At 66.9% G+C, this 25,398-nt stretch carries 26 protein-coding genes and 1 pseudogene; 13 read left to right on the plus strand and 14 right to left on the minus strand.

The features are described 5' to 3' along the window. Positions 1-209 (minus strand): annotated as a pseudogene (locus tag ACF08B_RS39680) (hypothetical protein); the annotation flags it as partial. 246 nt (positions 210-455) lie between these two features. On the opposite strand from ACF08B_RS39680, the gene ACF08B_RS39685 reads away from it, so the two are divergent. Continuing rightward, a complete protein-coding gene (locus ACF08B_RS39685) occupies positions 456-1,211 on the plus strand; it encodes a helix-turn-helix domain-containing protein (protein WP_392321903.1) in 756 nt (251 codons plus the stop codon). Positions 1,212-1,241: 30 nt separating this feature from the next. Here ACF08B_RS39685 and ACF08B_RS39690 read toward each other — a convergent pair whose 3' ends face one another. The 5 genes from ACF08B_RS39690 to ACF08B_RS39710 all read right to left on the minus strand — a co-directional run bounded on the left by ACF08B_RS39690 (position 1,242) and on the right by ACF08B_RS39710 (position 5,792). Continuing rightward, positions 1,242-1,799: a glycoside hydrolase family 25 protein gene (locus tag ACF08B_RS39690; protein ID WP_392321904.1), complete on the minus strand. Its 558-nt coding sequence runs from the start codon at positions 1,797-1,799 to the stop codon at positions 1,242-1,244. 36 nt (positions 1,800-1,835) lie between these two features. Continuing rightward, positions 1,836-2,867, minus strand: a complete 1,032-nt coding sequence (locus tag ACF08B_RS39695) for a Ca2+-dependent phosphoinositide-specific phospholipase C (RefSeq protein ID WP_392321905.1) — start codon at positions 2,865-2,867, stop codon at positions 1,836-1,838. A gap of 105 nt (positions 2,868-2,972) precedes the next feature. Beyond that, the gene (locus ACF08B_RS39700; RefSeq protein ID WP_392321906.1) at positions 2,973-3,932 is read right to left on the minus strand and encodes an asparaginase; all 960 of its coding nucleotides are present in this window, start codon (positions 3,930-3,932) and stop codon (positions 2,973-2,975) included. A gap of 42 nt (positions 3,933-3,974) precedes the next feature. Continuing rightward, positions 3,975-5,411 (minus strand): tyrosine-type recombinase/integrase, encoded by a 1,437-nt coding sequence (locus ACF08B_RS39705; protein ID WP_392321907.1) that lies wholly within the window; start codon positions 5,409-5,411, stop codon positions 3,975-3,977. 114 nt (positions 5,412-5,525) lie between these two features. Beyond that, positions 5,526-5,792 (minus strand): AlpA family transcriptional regulator, encoded by a 267-nt coding sequence (locus ACF08B_RS39710; protein ID WP_229887937.1) that lies wholly within the window; start codon positions 5,790-5,792, stop codon positions 5,526-5,528. 409 nt (positions 5,793-6,201) lie between these two features. Here ACF08B_RS39710 and ACF08B_RS39715 point away from each other — a divergent pair, with 409 nt between their 5' ends. Beyond that, positions 6,202-7,035, plus strand: a complete 834-nt coding sequence (locus ACF08B_RS39715; RefSeq protein ID WP_392321908.1) for a hypothetical protein — start codon at positions 6,202-6,204, stop codon at positions 7,033-7,035. Beyond that, positions 7,032-7,814 (plus strand): hypothetical protein, encoded by a 783-nt coding sequence (locus ACF08B_RS39720; protein ID WP_392321909.1) that lies wholly within the window; start codon positions 7,032-7,034, stop codon positions 7,812-7,814. Before ACF08B_RS39715 ends, ACF08B_RS39720 begins: the two co-directional genes overlap by 4 nt. A gap of 115 nt (positions 7,815-7,929) precedes the next feature. Here the strand turns inward: ACF08B_RS39720 and ACF08B_RS39725 are convergent, their stop codons facing one another. Further along, positions 7,930-9,120, minus strand: a complete 1,191-nt coding sequence (locus ACF08B_RS39725) for a DUF6907 domain-containing protein (protein WP_392321910.1) — start codon at positions 9,118-9,120, stop codon at positions 7,930-7,932. Between the two features lie 504 nt (positions 9,121-9,624). Here ACF08B_RS39725 and ACF08B_RS39730 point away from each other — a divergent pair. Together ACF08B_RS39730 and ACF08B_RS39735 are read left to right on the plus strand one after the other, a co-directional pair. Then, complete coding sequence (locus tag ACF08B_RS39730) at positions 9,625-10,089, plus strand: ATP-binding protein (RefSeq protein ID WP_392321911.1); 465 nt, start codon at positions 9,625-9,627, stop codon at positions 10,087-10,089. Between the two features lie 587 nt (positions 10,090-10,676). Beyond that, the gene (locus ACF08B_RS39735; protein ID WP_392321912.1) at positions 10,677-11,282 is read left to right on the plus strand and encodes a non-canonical purine NTP pyrophosphatase; all 606 of its coding nucleotides are present in this window, start codon (positions 10,677-10,679) and stop codon (positions 11,280-11,282) included. Here the strand turns inward: ACF08B_RS39735 and ACF08B_RS39740 are convergent. From ACF08B_RS39740 to ACF08B_RS39770, 7 genes are all read right to left on the minus strand, one after another. After that, positions 11,279-11,896 carry a restriction endonuclease gene (locus tag ACF08B_RS39740; RefSeq protein WP_392321913.1) on the minus strand — a complete coding sequence of 206 codons (618 nt, stop codon included), beginning with the start codon at positions 11,894-11,896 and terminating at the stop codon, positions 11,279-11,281. The genes ACF08B_RS39735 and ACF08B_RS39740 overlap by 4 nt on opposite strands. 276 nt (positions 11,897-12,172) lie before the next feature. Beyond that, on the minus strand, positions 12,173-12,919 hold the full coding sequence (locus ACF08B_RS39745; RefSeq protein ID WP_392321914.1) for a class I SAM-dependent methyltransferase: 747 nt from the start codon (positions 12,917-12,919) through the stop codon (positions 12,173-12,175). Positions 12,920-12,968: 49 nt separating this feature from the next. Continuing rightward, on the minus strand, positions 12,969-14,363 hold the full coding sequence (locus ACF08B_RS39750) for a hypothetical protein (RefSeq protein ID WP_392321915.1): 1,395 nt from the start codon (positions 14,361-14,363) through the stop codon (positions 12,969-12,971). Next, positions 14,363-15,130: a hypothetical protein gene (locus ACF08B_RS39755; RefSeq protein WP_392321916.1), complete on the minus strand. Its 768-nt coding sequence runs from the start codon at positions 15,128-15,130 to the stop codon at positions 14,363-14,365. The genes ACF08B_RS39750 and ACF08B_RS39755 overlap by 1 nt, the downstream gene beginning before the upstream one ends. 40 nt (positions 15,131-15,170) lie before the next feature. Continuing rightward, positions 15,171-15,752 (minus strand): hypothetical protein, encoded by a 582-nt coding sequence (locus ACF08B_RS39760; RefSeq protein WP_392321917.1) that lies wholly within the window; start codon positions 15,750-15,752, stop codon positions 15,171-15,173. Positions 15,753-15,900: 148 nt separating this feature from the next. After that, positions 15,901-16,200, minus strand: a complete 300-nt coding sequence (locus ACF08B_RS39765) for a hypothetical protein (protein WP_392321918.1) — start codon at positions 16,198-16,200, stop codon at positions 15,901-15,903. 74 nt (positions 16,201-16,274) lie between these two features. After that, positions 16,275-16,784, minus strand: coding sequence for a nucleoside-diphosphate kinase (locus tag ACF08B_RS39770; RefSeq protein WP_392321919.1), 510 nt, complete (start codon positions 16,782-16,784; stop codon positions 16,275-16,277). Between the two features lie 716 nt (positions 16,785-17,500). Between ACF08B_RS39770 and ACF08B_RS39775 the strand changes: the two genes are divergently transcribed. The 8 genes from ACF08B_RS39775 (at position 17,501) to ACF08B_RS39810 (ending at position 25,186) form a co-directional block, all read left to right on the plus strand. Beyond that, positions 17,501-18,178, plus strand: coding sequence for an NUDIX domain-containing protein (locus ACF08B_RS39775; protein WP_392321920.1), 678 nt, complete (start codon positions 17,501-17,503; stop codon positions 18,176-18,178). Continuing rightward, complete coding sequence (locus ACF08B_RS39780; RefSeq protein WP_392321921.1) at positions 18,156-18,569, plus strand: NUDIX hydrolase; 414 nt, start codon at positions 18,156-18,158, stop codon at positions 18,567-18,569. Before ACF08B_RS39775 ends, ACF08B_RS39780 begins: the two co-directional genes overlap by 23 nt. A 384-nt stretch (positions 18,570-18,953) precedes the next feature. Next, a complete protein-coding gene (locus tag ACF08B_RS39785; protein ID WP_392321922.1) occupies positions 18,954-20,192 on the plus strand; it encodes a helix-turn-helix domain-containing protein in 1,239 nt (412 codons plus the stop codon). 108 nt (positions 20,193-20,300) lie between these two features. Beyond that, positions 20,301-20,741 carry a hypothetical protein gene (locus tag ACF08B_RS39790; protein ID WP_392321923.1) on the plus strand — a complete coding sequence of 147 codons (441 nt, stop codon included), beginning with the start codon at positions 20,301-20,303 and terminating at the stop codon, positions 20,739-20,741. After that, positions 20,741-20,935: a hypothetical protein gene (locus ACF08B_RS39795; protein ID WP_392321924.1), complete on the plus strand. Its 195-nt coding sequence runs from the start codon at positions 20,741-20,743 to the stop codon at positions 20,933-20,935. The genes ACF08B_RS39790 and ACF08B_RS39795 overlap by 1 nt, the downstream gene beginning before the upstream one ends. A 211-nt stretch (positions 20,936-21,146) precedes the next feature. Further along, positions 21,147-22,151, plus strand: a complete 1,005-nt coding sequence (locus ACF08B_RS39800; RefSeq protein ID WP_392321925.1) for a hypothetical protein — start codon at positions 21,147-21,149, stop codon at positions 22,149-22,151. A gap of 78 nt (positions 22,152-22,229) precedes the next feature. Further along, on the plus strand, positions 22,230-23,762 hold the full coding sequence (locus ACF08B_RS39805) for an amino acid permease (protein ID WP_392321926.1): 1,533 nt from the start codon (positions 22,230-22,232) through the stop codon (positions 23,760-23,762). Further along, positions 23,762-25,186, plus strand: a complete 1,425-nt coding sequence (locus tag ACF08B_RS39810; protein WP_392321927.1) for a glutamine synthetase family protein — start codon at positions 23,762-23,764, stop codon at positions 25,184-25,186. The genes ACF08B_RS39805 and ACF08B_RS39810 overlap by 1 nt, the downstream gene beginning before the upstream one ends. The last annotated feature ends 212 nt before the right edge of the window (positions 25,187-25,398 follow it).

Consider the following 25,398-nt stretch of genomic DNA (forward strand, 5'->3'; position numbering starts at 1 on the left):
TGGGCGGGCTCGCGGGCGGTGATGCGCAGGACGCCGTCGTCGTAGCTGACGTCGATCCGTTCGGCGGCCTTGATGTCGCGGCCCTTGGAGGGGTCTGCGGGCAGGATCTCGACGGTGGTGTCGGCGCGGTCGGCGGCGATGAGCCGGATGCGTCCGGCGGGGATGTCGAGGTGGGCGGTCACGGGGGCGGGGGTGGCGAACTTCGGCATGGCGGAACTCCTCGGTCTTCCGGTGCGGGCCCCTGCGGCCCGCCGTTTCTGACACCGGAAACGCTACGTTGCATTCACCTGATGGGCAACATCCTTGTTGCCTCAAATCCCCGTAGCCGCAGGGTAATGCAGGGAAATCATTGCAACGGGTGGGAATCTAACGCAACAGCGCTGACATGCTCTCGTTGCAATGGAATGAAGGTGAACGCTATAGTGCGGGCGTCACGCACCACGAAGGAGGCCGCGATGCCGGGAGGCAGGCTCACCCAGCAGGAACGTCAGCGGATCGCGCTGGGACTGGCCGACGGCCTCGCCTACGCGGAGATCGCCAGGCGCCTGGACCGCCCGACCTCGACCGTCACACGCGAGGTCATGCGCAACGGCGGACCCACCGGCTACCGCGCCGACCTCGCCCACCGGGCCACCGAACGACGCGCCCGGCGCCGCGGGCAGACCGCCCCGCGGGACCCCGGCACCACCGCGCAGCCGCACGGTCGGGACGCCGAGGCCGTCCGTGCCTACGAGGAGCTGCTCACCGCCGTCTTCATGGGCTCGGGCCTGCCCAGGATGACGGCCCGTGTGCTGGTCTGCCTCTACACCACCGACGCGGGCACCCTCACCGCGTCCGAACTCGTCCAGCGCCTCCAGGTCAGCCCGGCGACCGTCTCCAAGGCGATCGCCTTCCTGGAGAGCCAGGGCCTCGTCCGCCGCGAGCGCGACGAACGCCGCCGCGAGCGCTACGTCGTGGACGACGACGTCATGTACCAGTCGACGATGGCCAGCGCCCGCGCCACCGCCCACCTCGGCGAGACCGCACGGCAGGGCGTCGGTGTCCTCGGCCCCGGCACCCCCGCCGCCACCCGTCTGGAGAACATCGCCCGCTTCGTGGACTTCGTCTCCGAGAGCATCGCCCGCGCCGCGGAGCAGGCCCGGGAGATCCTCCACACGAAGCCCGGCGGGGCGCCGGACGGCACCACCGGGACCCCCGCGGAGCACGGCTAGCCGCCCGCCCCGCACCCGGCGGAGGCGGAGTCACGCGTCGGCGGCCCACTCCCTGAGCGCCGCCCTGCTCGCGAAGTTCGCCACGTCCTTGTCGTGCGGTTCGCTGGTGTACTGGTGGAACCGCCACTTGGCCTTGATGCGGGGCTTGCCGGCGGTGACGTAGTCCGCGATCCACAGGCCGTCGCCCGCGTACGAGGTCGTGTCGATGTTCAGCCAGAAGTCCCGGTTCGCGTACAGCACGACCCGGTTGTCCGGCCGCAGTTCCTTCAGCTTGCGGATGAAGCGGTCCTTCTCCGCGTTGCTCGCGTGCGTGCCCTCGCCGGTCGTCTCCCAGTCGACGGCGAGGAGATCCCCCGGGCGGTCGGGGGCGTGGCGCAGGAAGTACTCGGCCTGGTCGCTGAGGCTGCCCGGCCACAGGAAGTGGTAGAAGCCGACGACCAGTCCGGCGTCTCGGGCGGTCTTCGTCTGGGCGGTGAGCCGGGGATTGACGTACGAACGGCCCTCCGTCGCCTTGATGAAGACGAAGGAGAGACCGTCCGTGTCGTACGCGGAGGCCTGGTAGGCGCTGACGTCGATGCCGTGGAGCATGCAGGAGTTGTGCCCCCTGCGGCCGCGTCCGGAACCTCAGCCTCGGTTCGCGACCGCCCCCAGGACCGACGCGGGCTTCGCCGACCAGTCGGAGGTGATCAGACTGGCGTGGTTCTTGGCCAACAGGGCCAGCCGGGCGGCGACTTCCGCGTCCGTGGGACCGGTCGAGGAGATCGCCGGGGACACGCCGTCGGCGCCCGTCGTGATCAGGATGTAGTGGTTCGCGGCGTAGAACGACGTGTCGTAGCCGTTGTTGACGTAGGTCGCCGCGTCACCGTCGAAGAACACGAACCACGGCCGGATCGACGCGTCGTAGCGGCCGGCGCGCGGGTCGCCGTTCTCGGCGCCGAGCACGGCCGGGAAGGCCTGGGCCTGCCCGAGCTGCCCGGCCCCGGACAGGTCCCGCAGATGGTCGCCGTACTCCTCGTCCGTCCAGTAGTGGTCGAAGGGGTTCGCCTGCTCGACCGTGCCCGGGATCAGCTCGAAGAGGAACTTCCCCCGCAGGGAGTCGCGGGCGGGCCAGGCGTCGGCCCGGGCGGCGGCGTCCAGCGTGCCGTAGGTCCCGCCCAGCAGGTCGGCGGGCTTGTACACGCTGCCGCCGAGCTTCTGTGAGACGAGCCGGTCGAATTCGTCCGGGCCCAGACCCGCCCGGTCGTTGAAGCCGACCTTCATCTCGACCTTGAACACGATCGGCGGGTGGTCGGGGTGCAGCCGGTTCCAGGCCGCGATGTTGTCGAGGCAGCCGCCGAGATCCTGGTTGCGGCTCTTGCCGTACAGCTCGTCCGGGGACTTCGCCGCCTCGCAGTTGTTGTTGTTCCCGAACGGGTTGCTGTGGCTGACCCGCCACCGGTGGGTGATGCTGTCCACGTACACGTCCAGTTCCAGCAGCGAGGCGCCGGAGTCCAACGCCTGTGCGAAGTACGTGTACTTGGCCTTGTCGTACGCGTTGTGCGTGCCGATCGCCGTCGTCTCGGAGAACTTCGGCGACGCCGCGTGGGCGTTGCCCGGTGCCACCGCCAGTAAGGCGGCGGCGCCCACGAGCGCCGCCGTTCGTCTGATGCCGCGCATGCGTCAACTCCCCTTCGCTGTGGTCGAGTCGACGGCAGCGTAGGGGGCATCGGTTACCGTGCGGTAGCCCCAGGAGGGACATCGGCCCTCGGGGCCGCGGTCCGGTCAGCCGCGCAGGATCCGCGCGGCGCGCACCTCGCCGACCGGTTCGCCGTGACCGAGCACGGGGGCGGTCGCCAGTTCCGCGAGGGTCCCGCCGTCGTCCACCGGGACGCCGAGCCTGCGCAGCGCGGCGACCAGGACGACCGGACGGGCCCTGGCGGAGCCGTCGGCGATCTTCAGGGCGACGGCCGAGCCGTCGGGGAGCGCCATCGCGTAGACGCCCTCCGCGCCGTCCTTCGCGACCGCACCGGGCAGCGCCCGCAGCAGCCGGGTCACGTCCCGGCCGGTCCCGCCGACGTACTCGGGATGCCTGCCCATCGCCCGTACGACGCGCCGCTCCGGGGACCCGGGCGGGCTCGTCGCCAGCCGGGCGAACGCGCGCGCCAGTCCCCGGTAGCCGAGGGCGAACAGGGGTGCCCCGCAGCCGTCGACCCCGGTCGCGGCGACCTTCTCGCCGGCCAGGTCCTCGACGGTCTCCCGCAGGGCGCGCTGCAGCGGGTGCCGCGGGTCGAGATAGCCGGCCGTGTCCCAGCCGTTGACGACACAGGTGGCGAGCATCGCGGCATGCTTGCCCGAGCAGTTCATCGTGAGCGGCGCGGGGGTGCCGCCGGCCGCGAGGTGGGCGCGCAGCGCGGCCTCGCCGATGGGCAGCCCGGGCGTGCAGCGCAGGGCGCCGGTGCCGAGCCCGGCGCCCTTCAGGATCCGGCGCACGCCGTCGAGGTGGAAGGTCTCGCCGGAATGGCTGGCGCAGGCCAGCGCCAGCAGCTCGCCGTCCAGGGCGAGCCCGGCGCGCAGCATGCCGAGCGCCTGGAGCGGTTTGTTGGCCGAGCGGGGGAACATCGGGCGGTCCGGCTCACCGACGGCGAGCACGGTCCGCCCGTCGGGCCCGGTCGCGAGGACCGTCCCGTGGTGCACCGACTCCAGGAAGTCACCCCGCCGGACCTCGGCCACCAGTGCGTGCACGGCCCGCCCCCTTCCCGGCGCCCGCCCCTCGGCCCGCGCCCGTCAGCACTCGATGATGTTCACCGCGAGCCCGCCCCGCGCCGTCTCCTTGTACTTCACGGACAAGGGTGCGCCAGGCACGGACATCCCCTTAACCTGCGGTTTTGAGGGGATTTCCTTGATCCAATCAGCCAGCAGGGACTTCTCAGGGACTTTCGGCTGGTGGCGGTCCTCCAGCCAGGCGTCCATGGCAGCGAGACCGCGCTGACCTGCGCCGGGCATGAAGTGAGCGTAGTGGTCGAGAGTGACCTTCGGCGTCGAGTGCCCGAGCCACTTCGACAGGCTGACGATCGACTCGCCGGCCTCCAGCTGCACGCTCGCGTAGGTGTGCCGGAGGACGTGGAACATGTCCTCCCGCGGGGCGGCGTAGAGGGGGACGCGGCGCACGCGGCCTCCGTCACGCCGCACCTTCTCCCCGACGGGCTTGATGATGCCGGCGGCAGCGAGGGCACGCTTCCAGCTGCGGTCGTTCCAGGTGCGGTAATAGATCCGGTTGCCGTGTGACGTGGTCAGCACCAGGTTCACCGTGATCGGCTTCCGCTGGCGTTCCTCCAGGGCGGTGGTCGGTGGCTCGGGGTTGCGCCAGGGCAGCGTGCAGGGCGTCGACGGGAACCGGCGGAAGTGCGCGCGTGCCCGGATGGCGAGATTGGGCGGGAGGGGCGCCTCGCGGGTCTTACGTCCCTTGGGGAGCGAGAAGTAGGGGCGTCCCTTGATGTCCCACTTGAGCTGGCGTCGCACGCGGACGACACCTGCTTCGAAGTCGAAGTCCTCTTCTGCGAGGCCGAAGGCCTCACCCTGGCGCAGCCCGAGCCCGATACCCAGATCGACAGCGAGCCGGTAGCGCTCTTGGAGGCCTGCCCGAACGGCGTCGACGACCTCACGAGCCCACGCCTTGGCCTTCTTCTCGGTCGGGCGCGGAGGCTTGACGCTGTTCCTGGCCTTTACGGGGTTTCGCAGCAGTCTCTGGTCGTCCACCGCGCTGCCGAGGATGGACGACAGATGTCCCCAGATCACCTCTGCCGTCGTCTCCTCGACCCGGGAGAGCAAGGCGGCCTTGAAGGAGCGCAAGGCCGCTGCATCGATCTCACGCAGCGAGAGGTCTCCCACCAGCGGGATGATGTGGTTCCAGATGCGGCTGGCCATGGGGCCTGCGGTCGAGGGCTCGTCGGCTCGGGCCGACCACCAGTGGCCCACGATGTAGTCCGCGAGCGAGATCTCGCCCCTGCGTGGGTCGACGAAGTCGCCGCGACTGGAGTCGGTCCTGGCGGTGGCGAGCCACTGCTTGGCGTCCTCGCTCGTGTCGAAGGAACGGTCCTGGACTCCCGGGATTCCCTTGACCCGGTACCGCTTACCTTTGCCGTACAGGGAGGTGCGCTCGCGTTTGCCGGTCTGCTTGTTCGGCCGCTTCTTGAGCCAACGGTCTTCTATGTAACCGGCCATTCAGTTGGTCCTCCGTGCTTTACCTGCGTCACGTGCTGGTTGGTGGCAACGAACTTCGCGGCCGGTGCTTATCCCGGCTGCGGACGCTCTTTTCCTGGTCTTTTCGAAAGGGCGCTACTTGGGGAACTTGGTGCGACGCTGCGGCTTCTGCGCAAGAGGGTTGAGCGTGAGGTTGGACCTGGAGTCGGCCTGCTCCTGGGCTTGCACCCACGCGTCGAGAGCGGTGATGCGGTACATCACCCGGCGCCCCATCCGGAAGCTCGGAGGGCCTTGTCGGCGATGGCGCCAGACGTAAAGGGTGTTGGGGGAGATACCGAGATACTCGGCGGCCCTCGGAAGGTTCAGGAAAGCGGTTTCGGGTGCTCGGCCGGTTTGTGGCACGACTGTTCTCCTGCCGTGATGACTACGACGACAGGACAAGAATCCAGAGAAAGGGCAACTTGGCCGGGCCGGGACTTTCTGTTACTGGCGACGTGCATGGGCGGTGAAGCCTGAGCCGAGTTCGCGGCGTGGCCGGGTCCGTGCCCAGCCTCTCGGTTCTCACAGGCCGTCAGGCTGAAGCGGCATCGGGTAGTCGACTCGCGCGGCGGTGGCTGCAGGTAGCCACGCCCACCCGACACAGGCCCTGCTCATGACCGACGCCGAAGCCGCCGACTGGCTCACCGCCACCGCGGCCGGACAGAGCTGACCCGCCTCGGACACCCCGGGCCCCAGGGAGGTCAGCCATCCCTGGGGCCCAGCATGACGAAGGTGACCAGGGTTGTCAGTGGGACAGGGCAGACTGGATGCCGTGACGACCTCCGACGTTCGGGGCCTGGAGCAGCTTGAGCGCGCCGTCCTAGACGACACTGCCTCACTCGCCGCTGCCCTCCGGCAGTGCCTCATGCTGGCTGGATACGCCCACCATGAGGAACTGCGCGCCTGGGCGCTAAAGGAACTGGAGGGGTACCCGGCGGCCGATGAACTGCCCTCGTACCGGAAGGTGCCGGCAGCGCTCGAAGTGGAGCTCACTCTCTACCTCCCGGGCCAGATCATCGAGGGCAGAACCCGGCGGATCAGCGTGGTCCAACTACCTCAGAGCGCTCGTGAGCGCGGCATCAGGGAGAGTGCACCGATCCGGCAAGGGGTCCGAGAACTCGAAGCTCTGATCGCCCTCAACGACAGGCTGATCCGTCTCAGCCCACCCGGATCAGCCGAGTACGTCCTGGAGATGACCCGCGAGCAGCAGCAAGGCGGCAATGAGTCCACCGAGATTACCGCTCTGAACTGGGCTATTGCCAAACCGAGCATCGAAGGCGTCCTCGATCACATCAGAACCCGTCTGACCCAATTCGTCGCGGAAGTGAGAGCCACCATGCCCGCCGGCCAGCAGAACCCCGACCCCAACCAGATCGACTCGGCCGCACAGCAGGCCCTCAACATCAGCGGAGGGGACAACTCCATCTTCAACATCTCCGCACCGCACGCGAAGGCGGAGCGGGGCGGTACCGCGAGCGCCAACGTCAACGAACCAGCGCCCGTGACTCCTCAGCCCTGGTGGCACCGAACCTCGGTCATCTGGACCGCCATCGCGGCAGTGGCGACGATCGCCGGCGTCATCGCCACCGTGATCGTGGCGAAGTGAGACTCCGCCGAAGCCGCCTGGATCGACTGGAGGACGACGTCCTCAACGAGAGCCGCCCGCTCGCCCCGATCCTGCGGCAGGTGATCGCTCTGGGCGGGCATGCTCACTCCGAAGCGCTACGCACCTGGGCGCTGCGGGAGCTCCAGGGCTACGAGGGCACGGATGTGCCGATCCCCGACTACCGCAGGATCTCGGTACCCTTGGTGATGGACGGCCTCACGGGGAGATTCCAGTTCCGCGAACAGCCGGTCAGCATGTTCGACCTACCGGACTTCGCCCGGGAGAGTCTCGGCGACGTGCTCCGACTCGGGCAGGGTGTCGGCCAGATCGAGTCGCTCATCGCCCGGCAGCCAGGTCAGACGGTGCAGCTCGCTCCACATATGGCAGCCGAAGTAGCCGTATTCATGAGCCAGAACTCTTCCCGGCAGGTGCTCAGGCTGTACTGGGCTGTGCACCCGTCGGCCATGGAGGGGGTCCTGGACCAGGTTCGTACCCGGCTGGTCCAGCTGGTCGGGGAGCTGCGGGCTGCCATGCCCCACGGCCAGCAGGATCCGACCTCGGACCAGGTCGCTCAAGCACTCCAGAACATCAACATCGTCACAGGCGACAACTCCTCCGTGACCGTCACCGCGCCTGTTGCAGTTGCGCACCGACGCGGATCAGCACGTGCCGAGACCGGCGGAACGGCACAGCGCTTCCCACGGATGTCGGTCGTGTGGACTGTGTCGGCCGCCCTCGCGGCGGCCGCCGCGCTGACCGCCTGGGTCATGTGGCTCTGACTCTGCACGAAGCCCAGGAACGGCCATGTGATGCTTCTGAATCGATCCGGCAGACTTCGGTGATGGACAAGGCTCCCCGGATTAGCAGCCCCTGGGGTGGCCGGGACCGGCGGGATCACGCGACCTCGGCGTTGGTGGTCGTGGCGGTCCGCGCGGCCCATTCGGCGCGGGCTGTGGTGAGCCGGGGGTGCATTGCGCGAAGCTCTTCCAGCTGCCCGGCCACCGTCTCGATGAACTCGGCCAGCTGGTCCGGATCCATCGGGCGGGTGTACATGTCGGCGGCCACTTCGACCAGAACGTGCGGGACCCGGTAGGCCGGACTGACTGGCGAGTCCGGGCTCACGGCGAGGTGCGCGGAGAGCAGCTGCCAGGACCTGTAGTCCTCGTATCCCTCGGTGTACTCGGCGTAAGCCACAGCGCCGTACAGCTGGTGGTACACGTCGGCCGGGTGGCGCTTGCCGTCCGTGTCGAGGGTGTGGGCCGTCGTGCACCAGGACGGGCAGGTGACGGTGTGCCGGGTGCCATACATGTCGTTGTACGTCCAGACCCGACCGGGTGTTGCGGCCGCTTCGCTGGTCCGCCTGGATAGCAGACCGGCGATCTGCGTACGTGCCGCCTGCAGCTTCGCCAGGTGCGCGCTCATGTCGCTGATCAGGTCGTCGACCTCCTCGAGGTCGAGCGTCGGCCAGCCACCACCGGCCTCGAACTCGAGTCCGGGCGTTTCGTCGTTGACCTGGGACAGGTGGAAGGCCATGATCCCGTTCCTGTGCCGACCGGCGTATGGGCGGTGAGCGCCCATGGCGATGAGCGGACCGTGGTGAATGTGTTCGCGCGGGTCCTCATGATCGATGGGGTCCCCAGTGCAGAAGGAGACGCCGTCGGGGCAGGTGGTGCTGTCTGTGTCGCGCGGCTGCTCGTGGCTGATGGAGCCGTCCATCTTGTCCGCGAGAATTTCGAGCTTGTCGGCGAACCTGCGTAATTCCGTCGCCTTGACGCGGGCCTCGGCCGCATCGGTGTCTGTCTCGCCCAAGCCGATGACCGGCTGGGAACCGGAGAGGTCAATCAGCCATGCGTTCAACAGTTCCCGGCCGTCGTTGCCCGTAACAGCGTGCAGGACCCCGAAGTGATCGTCGTGATCGCCGGTCTGGGTGCACCAGTCTGGGTGGATGGTGCACAGCTGCCGGTCGCCGAGGTCGCGGCCGGCATCGGCCGGGGTCGCTGCTGAGGCGTCGGCAAGGTGGGAGGTCGAAGCGGCGGAGTCACTGTTGCCGTCGCTGTCCGTCGTCGTTGCGGCGATGGTGCACACGATATTTCTCCTTGCTGCGAAGGGTTGGTCGAAGACCTCGGCCGGTGGGCGCAGCTGCCCGCTTCACGCCCGTCCTGTTGCTTGGGCCTCGCAGTCGCTCACCCTCGTCCAGTTCAGGCACCTGTTTCCTGTTCGCGCAGCACTTGGTCCGAGGTCGCCTGCTTGGCGGTACACTGCGCGCATTTTGCTGGCGGGAGGCCGCGGGTTACGCGACGACGGCGTCGTGTGGGCGGCGAGGCGGCTGCGGGCGGATGATGCCCATGGACCCTGGTCGGCAACTTCGAACGGCAGGACTCGAAGCGGTTGGAGGTGAGAGCCTCGAGACGTGAGATGCCCGTCCGAAGCGCATCTCTCGCGATTGGAAAGGCGACAGCTCCGTACCACAACCCACCCAACTGTCAGATAGGTTTCCGGAGGTGCCTACGGACAGATTGTCTTCATACCGCTGTTGTCGCGGTGGAAGGCTCCCTTCACTGAGGTCACTACCAAGGTGAGGTTGCCGTCATGGCTGGTCGCGGTCCTGAACGTCCGACGTACGGATTCACGGTTGCGGCTGCTGTCGACGCTGTCCCGGCGGCACGCCGGCAAGTCGTTCTGCTGGCCCAGAACTTGGGTCTGCCTATGTCGGACCAAGTTCTGGAGACTGTCGAGTTGTTGGCCAGCGAGGTGATCGCCAACGCTGTTCTGCACACAGCGGCTTCGTGCGACGTCGCTGTGACGCGGACCGATGCACGGCTTCGGGTCGAAGTCACGGACACTGGTCCAGCGTTGCCTGTGCTTGTTGACGCAAGACCGAATGACGAGAGCGGTCGAGGTCTTCTGCTTGTCGACGCCCTGGCAGACGCTTGGGGGACACAGCGGAAACCCCCTGGCAAGAAGACATGGTTCGAGATCACGCCGGGGCCTTCGGCCGATGGTTCGAGCAGCACCAACTCTGCGGATGCACCGTCTCCTCATCCGCGGGTGTAACTGCCGCGCGAAAAACTGAGTCCCAGCCCCGTGCGGCGTCGCCAGCCGGTCTGCGGGCGCCCTGAAATTGCCTACGCGGCTATGTGGACTTCTGCGACAGCGTTGCGCAATGCCCTCCGTCGTCAATGCCAGACTGTTGATGTCATTCGTTCGTGCGGCATCGCGGAGCGAGGGCCCCGCGATGGAGCTCCCGGTGGGTTGCCGCGTCCGGAGCCAAGGCGACACGACGCCCTGCTGCAGCGGGGACTGTCTCGTGGCCCAGGCGGTCTTATCACCGCTCTCTACCCGAGGTCTCCGACGCGACCATCACGCAAAGGGTGCCGACTCATGCTGGATCTGGACTGGGCTAATGTGACCGCCTTCAGTTTGTGCCTGTCCGACGGGGGGCTGGGGAATGGCTGTGCGGAGGCACAACCTTGCCGCGCTGTGGGCCAACTCCATCATTGGTCGTCACACCTATGCCGAGAGCCCCGGTGCCGACTCGCTCGACGTGAATCGACACATTGCGGCTGAATCACGCGAAAGCTGTTGTAAGGCTGTTCCCTCCCGTCTCGTCCAGCATTGCTCTCAAAGGAGACACTTCACTCATGCCAGGTTTCAAGGTAGCAATGTGTACCGGCAACCCAGGCAAGTTCCGAACGGCCCAGGAACACCTTGCCCCGTGGGGTATCGAGGTGGAGCAGGTGGCCTTAGACCTGGATGAGATCCAGACGACGTCGGTCGCGGAGATCGCGCGTCACAAGGCTCGGCAAGCCTTCGAGGTTCTCAGGCGTCCCCTGTTTGTGGAGGACTCCGGCTTCTACATCGAGGAGTTCGGCGGCTGGCCGGGACCGATGGTGAAGCAGGCCCTCGAGGCGTTCGGCCCCGCCGGCCTTACGCACCTCGCGGATCTCACGGAGAAGCGTACGTGCCGGTTCGCCAGCGCGGCTGTCTACGCCGATACGGACGGGGCGCTGCATACTTTCGCTGACGATTCCCGGAAGCCCGGCACCATTGCTCCAGCGCCCGATCGTGGGACTGGGCCAAGGGCTTGGTCCGACTTGTGGTCGATCTTCGTCCCAGAGGGCGCCACGTCGACGCTGTCCGCTTTGCCGCCGACCGAGCAGGACCGGATCTTCGCTGAGTGGCGAGGCGAGTCGGTCGTTGCCGCACTGGGTGCCTGGCTGGCCGAGGCGGAAACCGAGCGACGCTAAGCCGTGCCCTGCCTTCCTCTCTTCCGATGCGTGTTCCGGCGCTGGGGCGGTCCGCCGCCGGCGCCACTGAGTGGAAGCAGGGACATGAGGGGTGCCCCGCTGTTCCAGGAACCGAAGAGGTTGCGGTTCAAGGCGACGATGTTGTGCTTGAGAGCGAGGTCCCGAGCGGATCTGCTGAACTCGCAGGTCGCGACGAAGACGGCAACGTCCGCCTTGTGCTCGGCGAACGACATGCCGACGAACTTCTGCATGTCGCCACTCGGCACGACGCGGTGGGGTGCATAGTGCTTCACCTGTACGACCAGGCGACGGGCGTCCGGCAGATTGCCGACAACGTCCGCCGCCAGGTCTCCTGAGCCGCCGACCACAGAAACTTCGGTGCAGCCGTCGCGCCTGCACAGCTCGGCCACGTACCGCTCGAACTCCTGCCAGGTCATGTCGTCGATGACAGCCATGGATCGTTCCAGCGCCATGCGGTGGTCCTGGTGGCGCCACGCGAGATCACCTTGGCGTTCGCGGCGGTGCGCAGTCCACAGGTACCACCCTGCGCCACTGACTGCCGCGGCGCAGGCGAGGCCGAGTAACAGCCATGGAAACCGCCAGAACAGGAACACGGCGGCGACGAGGGTGACGCTGACAAGTCCTGTTTGCCGTCGCCGCCGTGTCCTGTGTCGGCGGCCTGTTCGCTTGGCCATCAGTCCCCCCGCCCTACAAATCTGCTCGCCAGTGTGAAAGCGCTGGATCGTGATGCCAAGAGCGTCTTGTCAGCCACTTCGTCGGCACGCCCAGACGCGTGTGAGACCGCTCCCGCTCAGGCCGTTCGGCGCTCCGTCACCAGATCAATGCGCGGCTACGTGCGCTTCCGACTGGGGGCCGGACTCCGGATGCGGCTACTTGGTCGCGATGACGTAGACGCTGCCCCATTCGCGCTTCGGATTGGCGAGTCGCGGGTCGAAGGCCCAGGGCTCGACCGTCGCGAAGCCGGCCTCGGTGAAGAGCTGGACGAGTTTGCGGTAGTCGTAGGCCCAGTAGTGCGGGTGGTAGGTGGGGTCGTCGTCCTGGTCCCGGAAGACGTAGTTGATCAGGTCGAGGTGGGTGTTGATGTGGGCGAGACAGTCGCGCTTCCCGTACCACTTCTCGATCATCCTCTCGCTGTCCGGGGTGCCGTCCGGGTACTGGGAGAGTACGAACGCGGCGTCGGGCACGCCGGTGATGAGCCGGCCGGCGGGGGCGAGTACGCGGTGGGCCTCGAGGGCGTAGTGCTTGGCGGAGCGGGGGTAGTCGACGTGCTCCAGAAAATGCTCGGAGAACAGCTCGTCGACGGAACCGTCGTGCAGCGGAATCCCTTCGCGGACATCCCACAACAGGTCCGCGGGCGGTACGACATCGATGTTGAAAAAGCCGTCGATCCGGTGGGCGCCGCCGCCGATCTGTACCTTGCGGGGTGTGTCGTCGATCCGGCCATTGGGCCAGGCCTTGTGGCTGGCGAGGTGGGTGAGGTGGAGTTCGAGCTCCTTCTCGGCGGCACGGAGGGCTCGAGCGAGTCCGTGTGTGGTGGTCGGCTGCCGCAGAAGCTCGGCTATCTGCTGCGCCAACCGGTCTGGCGTCGTCGTCTCGGCGTCCGGCTGGACGGTCACAATGGTCTCCTGGGCGATCGTGTGAGGGCGGGCTGTACGGGGCGGTTCCTCAGGCGGCGGTCGAGGACTGGCTCACGGACCGGCTGTTGCGCATCAGCGTGTACTTGATGTCGACCAGTCGCGGAGCGATGGTCACGTTCAGCTGTTCCGTCGGGTGCAGCTGTCCCTCGCCATCCTGTTCGGCGCGCCAGACCCGGTAGCTGAGATCGGGATAGGCGGGGTTGATGCCGATCTCGCCCTTCGGGATCGTGCCGTTGAAAGGCGTGATGATGTCCATGTGGTTCCAGTAGTTCCAGGCCTGGAGCGCCTTGTGCTGGTCGAAGTAGAAGTAGAAGTCCGGGTACCGTCCGAAGGTCCGCAGCTCGCGGTGGATGAGGTGGCCCAGCAGCGGGCCCAGGTGGGTGGCCAGGCTGTCGAACTCCCACCGGGTGTGCCGCCACTCCTCCGGTACCTGCCCGGGCGTGAAGAGACGGGCGGCGACGAGGTAGCTGATCCGCTCCACGAGGTAGTGCCGTGCGTGCTCCGGTTCGATGGTCGAGTCCACCCGCGCAAGGAGGCTGTCGAGCTTGTCCGGTCGGGGGCGGAACTTGGCGAGGTCGAACCTGCCGGCCATGGCCAGCTCCGAGGAGAAGATCATCTCCTTGTAGAGCCAGTTGTTGAACTCGCCGAAGTCGGCCAGGCGCCGGGTCTCGTCGCTGGTGGAATGAAGCATCAGGTACTCGGCGAGTGCCTCGAAGTACACGTACCCGAGTATCGGCAGACGGGGAATGGTCTCGTCGAGCAGCTGGAGGAACAACCCGGCAGCGACAGTGACGCCTGTGTGAGCGATCGTCGAGGCAAGGGCGAGGAAACTGGCGGAGTTCTTCGTCCGGCTGGTGATCGTCTCGCGTAGCCGGTGCCGTTCGGTTTTGGACAGCAGGTATTCGAGATGGCTGTAGATGCTCAGGTGAATGGCGCCCAGCCGCAGGTAGTCGACACCAGCCAGGCCCCGGTACGCCTGGCTTGGCACGTCGATCTCGAAGAGCAGTGGAGTGGGCGTCGCCTCCGGATTGCCGATCCTCTTCAAGAAGGCCGGGGCCTCCCTGTTGAGAACGTACGAGGCGAGGTTGTGCATTCGGAAGCCCGTGCTGGCTGGGACAAGCGGGGCACAGTAGATGCTGCCGACGAGGCAACCGCCCGACGGGTAAAGCACCCCGTGCTCGTTGATCTCCTCCAGAGCGTGGGTGACGTGCAGCAGGTGAAGCTTGGCGCTGCTGCTGAGGGCGTCGAAGAGGGCGTTGCTACGCAGGAGCCGGCCCTGGGGAGTGTGTTCAGCCAGGCGGGACTCCCACGCAGCCGTCTGCTCGGCCAGCGGATCAGTGACTTCCGTTGGGCTGGGGATGATCGAAGCCTCGTAGAACTGGTGGGCGTCGGCCCACAGGTGGTACGCGTCGAGGAAGTCCATCAGTCGATCAGCTCCCGCCGTTCGAAGGCCTTGAGGACGGCGTCCGCACTGTCCAACCCCGCCAAGTGCCCAGCTTCGGACCAGAGGACGAGGTCGAAGGCGGCTGCGCGGAGCTGGTCGACTGCCTCGACCCGTAAGAACTGAGAGTCCGGCCACCAGCTGAGCTTCGGCAGCCGGTAACGGTCCAGCGCGTCTGCCGCCTTCACCAGATCGCTGATCACCCGGGCGCTCGCGTAGTCGGCTTCGTCCTCCGCGGTGAAGTGCAGATACGGAACGTCGTGCAGGCGTATCGACGCGGCGGCTTGAGCGATGGCCGGCTCGGTCGCCTCCACACGGAAGTGCTCCCAGACGACTTCAGCATTCATGGTGAGCCACTGCGCCGCCCGGGCTCCATGTCCTCGGTCGTCCTTGTCGTGGAGACGACGGCAGTCGTGCGTGGCAGCAGCAATGACCAGAACGGCCGTATCCGGTTCGTCGAGACCTGTGGTCTCAGCGAGGAGGGCTGCGAGTGCGGCTGTCCGCATCATGTGGCGGACTCCGTGCAGCGAATCACGCAGCCGGGGTTCTGCGAGCCAGGCCGCCGGTATCGCCGCACGGGTGAGAAGTCCGCGAGAGGCGACCCGGACCTTCGACGGAGCGCCGTCGATCAGGTATGGCCGGTTCTCCTCGATCCAGCGAACCGTCGCATGGTCGGTGAACTGGTGATAGGGGAGCTGCTTGCGTGCGGCCAGTTCCACCAGGCTGGTGGTCGGCGGGATCGTGCTCATCTGGTCCACCCCTCTCGGTGGTCTGTCGCGACGAGTTGACTCAGGTGCTGGGTGCCGCGTCCGGGGCGAGCGATCCGGGAGCCGCCGCTGCCTCGAAGGCCGCAGTGAACGCCGCGAGCTCCTCCTCGGTCATGAGAGGGACACCCAGCTCGCGGGCTACCGAGTTGATGCGGTCGTGGGCCGCCTCCACTGCTGCCGGGCTCGGGTCGTCGCCGAGGAGCACTTCGAATTCGGCGTGGTGCCCCCACGCCTCACTCCACTTGACGGCGATCTCTACTCCGTGGAGGCGGAAGTTGCGGCGCCGGTTGTACGCCTCGTGCATGGTGTTCTCGAAGCCCAGTGCGTTGAAGACGTGGACGGCGGCGGCAACGTCCTCGCGGGCGATGGGTATCTCGGTCTCCGGAAATGCCGTACCGTGCCCGATCTTGCTTGCCTTGAGGGTGATCTTCGCCGTGTTGGTGGCGATGTTATCGGTCACCTTGAGTAGCTGGTGAGGCAGCACGTAGAAGTAGATGTGCTTGTCATCGCGGCCGAGGTCCTCCCCGTCCTGCTCGAGCCGCGAGATGAGCTGGTCGTGGGCCTCTTGGCTGAAGCGAGCACGCATTTCGATCTCGACAGGCACGGGGTCTCCTTGTTCAGACATGGGTGATCCAGCCGAACCAAGTGGGATGGAGCCCGGCTGGTACGGATCGGTCGCGATGTTCAGCTGTTCTGCTGGTGGGCAGCGCGGGGCCCTCCGGCGGCCGCGCTGCCCAGGTGACGTCGGTGCGTCAGACGAGGTCGCCGAAGCGGTCTCGAACGACGCCGTCATGCAGGTAGGTCGGGAGCTGAACGCCTCCCACGGAGAGGCGTCTGGTGGCCACCTGGTCCACGGTTTCGCTCGGGAAACCATCTAGCAGGCGCAGGCACTGCTGCACCCATTCACGCGACTGGTCCCAGTTGCCGTCGCCGCGATGCCGCACGGCCAGCGCGTACGCGCTCTCCGCAGCCGCCCATCGGTCAGTGCCCAGTTCCCGCTGGAAACCGGTCTCCAGTTCCTCTACGGAGGCGACGCGGGTTTCGCTGGTCATGATGCCCTCTCTCATCCGGTGGTTCCCCGGTGGTGTTCAACGAGGCGACGGCCTGCCAGTGACGTGGGGGTCGCCTAGTAGGTGAAGATCTCAGCGAGGGTGCGGTAGTCGTGGAGTTCGTCCTTGTCGAACCAGAGATCCACTTCCTGAGCCGCTTCCTCCTTGTTGCCGGAGGCGTGCACGAGGTTCGCGGCGGCCTTGCCGGAGGTGACGCTGGCGGCCTTGCTGTAGTGCGAGAAGTCGCCGCGGATGGTGCCGGCGGGCGCTTCGTTCGGGAAGGTGCTGCCGACGATCTTCCGGACGGTGGCGACGGCGTCAGCTCCTTCCAGAACGAGCGCGATGACGGGACTCTGCTGCATGAACGTGGCGGTCATGTTGTAGACCTCGGGGCCGAAGCGCTCTTCGAGGTCGAAGTAGTGACGCCGCGTGAACTCGGCGTCCATCTGCTTCATCTTGATGCCGACGATCTTCAGCGCCGCATCCTCGAACCGGGAAATGATCTTCCCGGCGAAGCCACGCACGACTGCGTCCGGCTTCAGCAGTACGAGAGTGCGCTCCACGGGCTGCTCCTGGTCCTTGGCCATGGGTTCCCTTTCAGCATTCAGGTGGGCGATATGTGAGACGCGCAGTGCGCCACGGGCCCGAGATTACCTGCGCTTCGAGGGACCCTCGCGGGACGAGTAAAGATCGAAAATCTATGCAGGGCATTGATCGCGTCATACCGAACACCAGCAGTCCACCGTGCGGCAGACGCCACTGTCTCGCACTCTCCTCTCGCGAATCCCGCCGGTTGTTCGACTAACGCTTTCGCTCGAGCCCTCACACAGGTGAACTACGTATCAGGGCCATCCAGTGACGTGTGGACACTCAGCAGCTCAGCGAGGTGGTCGGCCTCTGGCGGCGAGTAAAGCCTCTCAACCTGCGCAGCCCCTGAGCGGACAGGCTGTCCGCAGGCTGCTCGCTCAAAGCCCAGCACTGGTCCCAGAGTTGTGATAAAGGACCGAACTCTGCATTCCGTGTAGGTCGCCGGGCAAGTGGTCAGGCCCGGGAGGGGCCTGCCAGCGGGACTGCCGAAATTCGGCGACGTGTTTTCGGCCAGGCTGTTCGGGTGTTCGGCCTGCCTTCGCTGGCGAGTAGCGGTACTTGGCCGCATCTGGAAGCCTTTGGCCCTGCGCGAGAGTGCATGCCACGAGTGAACCGGCTCCAGGGCAACCCTGCCAGGCATGCATGACGCAATGAGAGTGCAATCGCGGTGCAGTGATCACGCAAGCTGCTGACGGCGGGGCGCCAGGAGGCCGACATGGACGTAGTGGAGGTTTGGAACGGCCATTACGCGTGTGCCTTGCAGGCGGCTCTGAGGATGACCAACGAGGCCTTCGCCGAGCGTCTCGGTATCGCTCCCAGGACGGTTGCCGTCTGGCACGCGAATCCTGATGTCGTACTTCGCCGTGAGACGCAGCAGCTTCTCGACACGGTTCATGAGGCCGTATCTCCGGCTGTCCGGAAACGGTTCGTGTTGATACTGAAGTCAGACCAGGCTGCGGTCGGAACCGGCGGTTCCTCGGTTCAGATGTTGAGGGTTGCTGTCGCGGTGGTCGTCCGGGAAGACCAGGTCCTGCTTGTATGCCGCCGCGACGACGGATCCTCAGGGATCACATGGCAGTTTCCAGCCGGGGTGATCAAGCCGGGAGTGCAGCCGGCCACTGCGGCTGTACGGGAGACGTTGAGTGAGACCGGCGTGCGCTGCGCTGTGGTACGCGACCTTGGCACAAGGCTTCACCCCGTCACGGCCGTTCAGTGCGAGTACTTCCTGTGCGAGTACCTGGCAGGTGAGGCCACCAACAGCGATGTTGCCGAGAACGAGGATGTGATGTGGGTGCCGAAAACTTCCGTCACACGCTTCATCCCCACCAGTAACATCTATCCGCCCATCCTGGACGCCCTGGAGGAGCCGTATGACTCAGCAGACCGACGGTGACCAGCCGGGGATCGCCGCAGCGGTCATCGTGAACGAGGGGCGCGTCCTTCTGGTGCGGCGACGGGTGAACGAGGGCCAACTCTCCTGGCAGTTCCCTGCAGGCGCAGTAGAGCCCGGCGAATCCGAAGAGGACGCCGCTGTCCGCGAGACGCTCGAGGAGACGGGGCTGGAAGTGAAGGCGCTCAAGTCGCTCGGGAGTCGGATCCACCCGAAGACGCGAAGGCACATGTCCTACACGGCATGCGAGGTCGTCTCGGGGACGGCGTATGTCGCTGACTCGGATGAGCTGGCCGATCTGGCGTGGTGTTCGCACTCCGAGGTTTCCTCGTACGTCCCGTACGGCCTCTACGCCCCAGTTCAGCAGTACCTGGACCACGTCATGGCTCAGTAGCTCGCCTATCCGCTGCGTGCGGTGAAGAGGCGCAGGGCGCCCAAGCGGTCGCACGGTACAGTCACGCCCGCCTGCTGCTCGAATCGGACGCGCCTGCTGACTGCGTGACGAGAGTGACGCGGACAATCTGTCCGTAAGTACTTCTCTGCGAGCTCTTGACAACCAAGTCGGAGCGATCCTCAGAATCTGACCCATATGGGAGGGTTGCCCCTCCTTTGCTGCCGCCCACGGGCGCGGTCTGGAGGAGTGGACGTGAGGCCAGGAGGCTCCGCTCCCCGGTCGCGGCGCTGCCGGCTCTGTTAACACTTGGCGACCCAGGGCACGAATCGGGGCAGTTTCCGTACTCTGATTCGAGTGCTCCGTCGCGAAGGGACAGATCCACTGATGAGTGAAAACCTGACGCTGGGGGACCGTCTCCGTACGGCACGCAGGACACGGAAGCTGTCTGCTGCTCAACTGGCGCAGAAGGTCGCAGTCTCCCCGAGCTACGTGCAGAAGCTGGAGTCCGGCGCGCGGAAGGCTTCACCGTCGCTGGTGCTGGCACTGGCCAAGGCGCTGCGGTTTGGCCCGGAGGTCCTGACCGGCCAGCCGTACTATGGCGAGCCGGAGGCCGAGGACGGCGTCCATGCTGTCATCCCCGAACTGCGTCGCCTCCTCCTCTGCTACGACAGCCCCGACGACCTGGAGATCGCCCCCCGTCCGCTTCCAGTGCTCGCATCGGAAGTTGACCAGGTGGCGGCTCTGCGTCGCGACGCCCGCTATGCCCCGATGGGCCCCCTGCTGCCACCGATCATCACCGAGCTCACGCACGTGGCTCTCGGCGGTAGCAACGGCGACAGGAACAAGGCGTACTGGCACCTCGCGCGTGCCTACCGCGCTGTCAACTCCCTCGCCCACAAGATGGGCCATCACGACCTGTCGAACACGGCGTTGGAGCGTGTCCGGTGGGCGGCCGACCGCTCTGGCGATCCTCTGATGCAGGTCACGGCCGGCTATTTGGTCGCAGGGGCGATGCTCCGTCAGGGCGCCTACACGCCCGCGCGTCGCAGGCTCGTCGCACTGCGGACCGAGCTGGAGCGACTGCAGCCAGAACGGTCCTTCACCCAGGACGCGCTCGCGGTCGACGGTGCGTTGCTGCTGAAGCTCGCGGTGCTGGAAGCCCGCGAGAACAACGCCGATCGTGCCGACGCCTACCTGCGGGAGGCGGAGCAGGTGGCGCGCATGGCGGGCAACCGTGACTCACTGGCGTACGAGATGTCTTTCGGGCCGACGAACATCCGCATCCACGAGGTGCACGCGATGATCGACATGGGCGACACCGAGCAGGCTCTCGCCCGCCTGGCCGCGTGGTCTCCGGTGTCCGGCGGCGAGTGGGCTCCGCCTGCCACCACCGTCGGCGAGCGCTCGAGTCACCACTTCATCGACGTGGCCTCCGCCAAGCTCGCCGCGGGTGACAGGGCCGGCTCGTTCGCCGACCTGAAGCGGGCGCGGAAGGTCGCTCCGAACCACACGCGGTTCCATCCGTCCGTTCGCGAGACCACGGCGGCGCTGCTCAGGATGGACACTCACCCTTCCAACGAGCTGTCAGCCTTCGGCAGTTGGACGGGCATTAGCACAACGTGACGTCGTGTCAAGGGTTCTGGCAAGCGGACCCCACGGACAATCTGTCCGCGCAGAGAACTTGCTGAGTGGAATGGTCTCCTCACACGCAGTGGTGAGGAGGCCTTTTCCATGTCGGACGCCAATCCAGCGGCTCGCGCGCTCCCGCCGCGCTGGATGCCCATCGGCGACGAGCCCGAGTTGTGCTCGGCGGGCGAATGGTGGGATGCCGTGCGCGCCGTCGAGGCTGTGGGTCAACGTGCCATCGAGATACTCGGCGAGGGCGACGAGCCGGTCGGCCCGGTGATCCTGGACCAGGAGGGCCCGGAGCCTCGGATGTACTTCCTGGTCCCGGTGGGAACGGCGGTTCGCTGGGAGGAGCCGGGAACCGTCGCACTCGGCCAGACGTGCCACGTCCTCGTGCCGGCCGCCGAGAGTACGACCCCGCCAGGCGCGCACTGGCACGTATTTCCGAAGGGCCCGCGAGCACTGACCCGGGCCGAAGCTCTGCGCCGTGCGCTGAGCCAGGCCCGAAGGGAGCGACGAGGACCGGCGGAGGACTCGGCCTCCTGATGACTCTGAGCATCTCCGTCGTGTTGCTGCTCGGGGTCGTCGTGGTCCTCCTCATCCGCAGCAAGACCGTGAAGGCCGGCCCCGCGATCGTCTGCGTGCTCTTCGGGTTCTTCCTGGCGAGCACATCGATAGCCCCGAGCATCAACCGGCTCGTGGCTGGCATTGCGGACGCGGTCGGTCGAATCCGCTTCTGAACGCCCACTCCGGTGGCTGGTCCCCCTTCCGGCTCAGGGCGCGATACACCCCCACCACCCGTGGTCCACCCCCCCAACTCGCATGAGGCCCCACGATGACATCGACGTTCAATCCAAGAGGCACGGCGCCATCTCTCGTAGTTCGTAGGCCGACTCTGAGCAGCTCCGGTCTCAGCTTCCGCCCCGGTTTCGTTCGCGTCGAGGGGTCCTGATGCGCCTCGTGTACCACCCGGCCGGTCACGACGAGGAGCTCGGCGTGGCCCTGGTCGAGTTACAGGCGGGCCGCTGGAGGACAGCACGGGACCTGTTGCTGGGTACGGGCACGCACTGGGCACTGCGGACGTCACGTACCCAACTGCTGGCTGTGGCAGCCGCGCGGTCGGACGTGGTCGGCGTGTGGCTCGACGAGGAGCCGGACAGCTATGACGCCCTGCTGATGAGCGCCCGTGTAGCCGTCGAACGAGCTTTGCGCGCGAACCGACAACGGCATCCGCAGAGGATGGAGTTCGAGATCAGGGCGCGGAACGAGGCGCTGATGGCGGCTCGTCGCACGCCATACGATCCCGTGCCGTGGGTGTGTCTCCTGGCGTTGGCGCAGATCGACGCAAGACAGCGGCGTCAGGAACACCGGTTGAAGCCCACCGAACCGATGCTGCCAAGCGGCCCATGGGGGCTGCTGTACGAGGTCAACCGGCGTGATCCGTACAACCGCGAGGCCTATCACCGCGTGCTGCAGTTCATCCTCGCCCTTGAGTCCCCATGGGGGCCGCCCCTGGCCGCGGTGTTCGACTTCGGCCGGTCCGTGGCCTCTCAGCGGCCGGTTGGATCGCCGCTGCTGCTCCTTCCGGCGTACGCGCAGATCGAGCACCGGCGGCGATCGCGTGCCGACCCGCTGTGGCGGCAGCAGTGGGCGCAGGAGTCGACCCTTGAGTACACGCTGAGCGCCTTCCACCACTGGTTCCGCGAGACACCCGCCGCGGAGCGTTCGGTGGCTGACCTGAACCTTCTCGCCTATGCGTTGTGGGCCGGCCACCAGTATCTGGAAGCTGCCGAGGTCTTCGAGGGGATTGGGCCGTACGCGGCCCGTGAACCGTGGACCTCGGTCCAGTGGGGGGTCGCCGGACCGAACCCCGGGGAGTCCCTGCTCCTGCGGGCGCGCGCAGAGTCCCTCTCCTACGCCCGTACCCGTAGGCCGCGCGCAGAACCGCGCCGGTGATCAACGGCTGCCTTCCCTCGATGCGGGATTGGCATGCACCTGCCCTATTTTCTTCTCTCTGAATTCGGAGGCTGACCAATGTCCCGATTGAGTCCGAACCACCGTGCGACGCCGCGAAAGTCCGACGACGCCTACCTCCGGGAGCTGGGCTACGAGCCCGTGCTGACCCGGCGTATGGGGCCGTTCGGGAACTTCGCGATCTCCTTCAGTGTCATCAGCGTCCTGTCCGGCTGCATGACCCTCTACGGCTTCGGCCTGAACACCGGCGGTCCGTCGGTCATGCTGTGGGGCTGGCTCCTCGTCGGCGCCATGGTGATGTTCATCGGCTCCGCACTCGCCGAGGTGACCTCCGCCTATCCGACGTCCGGTGCCCTCTACTACCAGGCGGAGCAGCTCGGCGGCCGGAAGTGGGGCTGGTACACCGGCTGGTTAAACCTGCTGGGCCTGCTCGGTGCGATCGCGGGCATCGACTACGGGGCAGCGCTGTTCACGGGTGCCCTGTTCAACCTGCAGTGGGGCTTCGAGCCGACGCCGGGACGGGTCATGCTGATCTTCCTGTGCATCCTCGCCCTGCACCTGGCGCTGAACCTGTTCGGCGTCCGACTGGTAAGCATCCTCAACAGCATCAGCGTCTGGTGGCACCTGGCCGGCGTCACGGTGATCGTTGGCGCACTGGCGATCGTGCCCTCCCACCACCAGTCCGGCGACTTCGTGTTCGGTGAGTTCGTGAACAACAGCGGCTGGTCCAGCCCCGTGTACGTGGCGGTGCTCGGTCTGCTGCTCGCCCAGTACACGTTCTGCGGGTACGACGCCTCCGCGCACCTTTCGGAGGAGACGACCGATGCCCAGGTGTCCGCGTCGCGAGGGATCATCCACTCGATCGGCTGGTCCTGGCTGGCCGGGTTCGTTCTGTTGGCCGGACTCACGTTCTCCATCCAGGACTACGCGGGGACCGTGGGCACGGCGACGGGAGTCCCGCCGGCCCAGATATTCCTGGACGCCCTGGGCTCGACCGGCGCGAAGGCGCTCCTCCTGGTGGTGATCATCGCCCAGCTGTGCTGCGGCAACGCCGAGACCGCTGCGGCGTCCCGGATGGTGTTCGCGTTCTCGCGTGACGGGGCGCTGCCGGGCTCGCACCTGTGGCGGCAGGTCGACCGCCGCACCGGCACTCCGCGCAAGGCCGTGCTGCTGGCCGTCGTGTGCGCCGCCGTTCTGGCCCTGCCGAGTCTCTACAGCCCGGTCGCGTACGCGGCGATCACCAGCATCAACGTGGTCGGCATCACCCCGGCCTACGCGATCCCGATCTACCTGCGTATCAAGAACCGCCACCGGTTCCAGCCCGGACCGTGGAACCTCGGCAGCTGGGGCGTGACCGTCGGCGCGATTGCGGTCGTCTGGGTGGCGTTCGTGACGGTGCTGTTCTGTCTGCCCCAGACACGCCCCGCAGGCGGCGGCCTGGTGTCCGCACAGACCTTCAACTACGCGCCGGTCGCTCTGGTCGTGGTGCTCGCCCTGGCCTGGGTGTGGTGGCGGAAGCAGGGCAGCTCGTACGAGGTACCGGCCCAGAACTTCGACCGCGCGGCGGCCACGTACGAAGACGAGGTCGTCTGATGCCCGGAAGCACGAGCGGCAACGGCACCATGACACCCCCGACCGCCGCGGTGGGGCCCGAGCAGGACGGCCACTCCGAGAAGGCTTTCTCCCTCACCGACCTGCGGAACCTCGTCAAAGCGGGTGCGATCGACACCGTGCTGCTGGCCGTTCCCGATCTGCAGGGGCGGTTGAAGGGCAAGCGGTACGACGCGAACCACTTCCTCAGGCGCGTCGCGCATCATGGTGCCGAGGTGTGTGCCTACGTCCTAGCCACCGACGTCGACATGAGTCCGGCGGACGGCTTCGCGCTGACCTCGTGGGAGACCGGTTACCAGGACCTGTCCGTGCGGCCGGCCCTGTCGACGATGCGAGTGGTGCCGTGGCTGCCCCGTACGGCCGTCGCGCTCGGCGATGCCGTGACCCGGGACGGAACGCGCATCGAGATCGCACCCCGCCAGATCCTCCAGCAGCAGATGACCCGGCTGTCCAGGCACGGCCTGCACGCCAAGGCGGGGATCGAAACGGAGTTCGTCCTCTACAGAGGCACCTACACGGAAGCGGAACACGCTGGATACCAGGCCATGCAACCGCTGGTTACGGAGAACCTGGACTACGCCCTCGACCATGATCCGGTTTCCGACCGGTTCTTCCGCCGCCTTCAGCGTGCCCTCGCGGGCGCCGGAATGTCTGTCGAAGCGATCAAGACCGAGGCCGGGCCCGGGCAGGTCGAGGTGACCTTCCCATACGGGCCGGCGCTTGGAGCCTGCGACCAGCACGTGCTCTTCAAGCACGCGGTGCGCACCCTCGGTTCACGTGCCCGCCTGGCGCCCACCTTCATGGCGGCCCCGGAAACCGGCCGAGCCAACGGCCTGCATCTGCACGTGTCCCTGTGGTCGAACGGCATCAGCCAGCTCAACGAGCCCGGCGGCGGACTGTCCCAGACAGGCCAACGCGCCGTCGCGGGCCTGCTCGCCGGCCTGCCGGAGCTGGCCCCCTTGTACGCGCCGAACACCAACTCCTACAAGCGGTTCACCCCCGGCTCCTTCGCACCAACCACCTTCACCTGGGGCTATGACAACCGCACCTGCGCCGTCCGCGTCGTCGGCCACGCAGAGGACCTTCATCTGGAGATCCGCGTGCCCGGGGCGGATGCCAACCCCTACCTGGCCTTTTCCGCGGTCTTGGCGGCCATCGACCACGGCATCGAACAGCAGCTCGCCCCTGGTCCCGCGGAGAGCGGCAACTCGTACATGGCGCCCGGCATTCCAGTGCCGTCCTGCCTCGCCGACGCTCTCGGCGCCTTCCAGAACAGCATCCTCGCACGTGAGGGCTTCGGAACGGGGGTCGTTGAGCACTACGCCCGCCTGTGCCAGCTGGAACTGGATCACGAGCGGAGCCTGGTCACCGATGCCGACAGACGCCGGTGGCTGGCTCGTGCCTGACGGCCGCTCCTTCCTGAAGGGACCGACAACTTCAATGAGTGCCGAGCAGCTCCGGCATCCTCGTCCACTGCCGCCAGAGCGCCCAGCTCAGACCGCATTGTCAGTGCTTCCTGGCAAGCTACCCACCCACACAGGACCACCCTGCGCACCCGTGTCGTCACGAGTTGTGGCTCGTCGGGAGGCTCGGCCAGCGGAAGGGCGCACCGACGTGA

The sequence above is a fragment of the Streptomyces sp. NPDC015139 genome, assembly GCF_043079785.1.
Taxonomy (GTDB): domain Bacteria; phylum Actinomycetota; class Actinomycetes; order Streptomycetales; family Streptomycetaceae; genus Streptomyces; species Streptomyces albidocamelliae.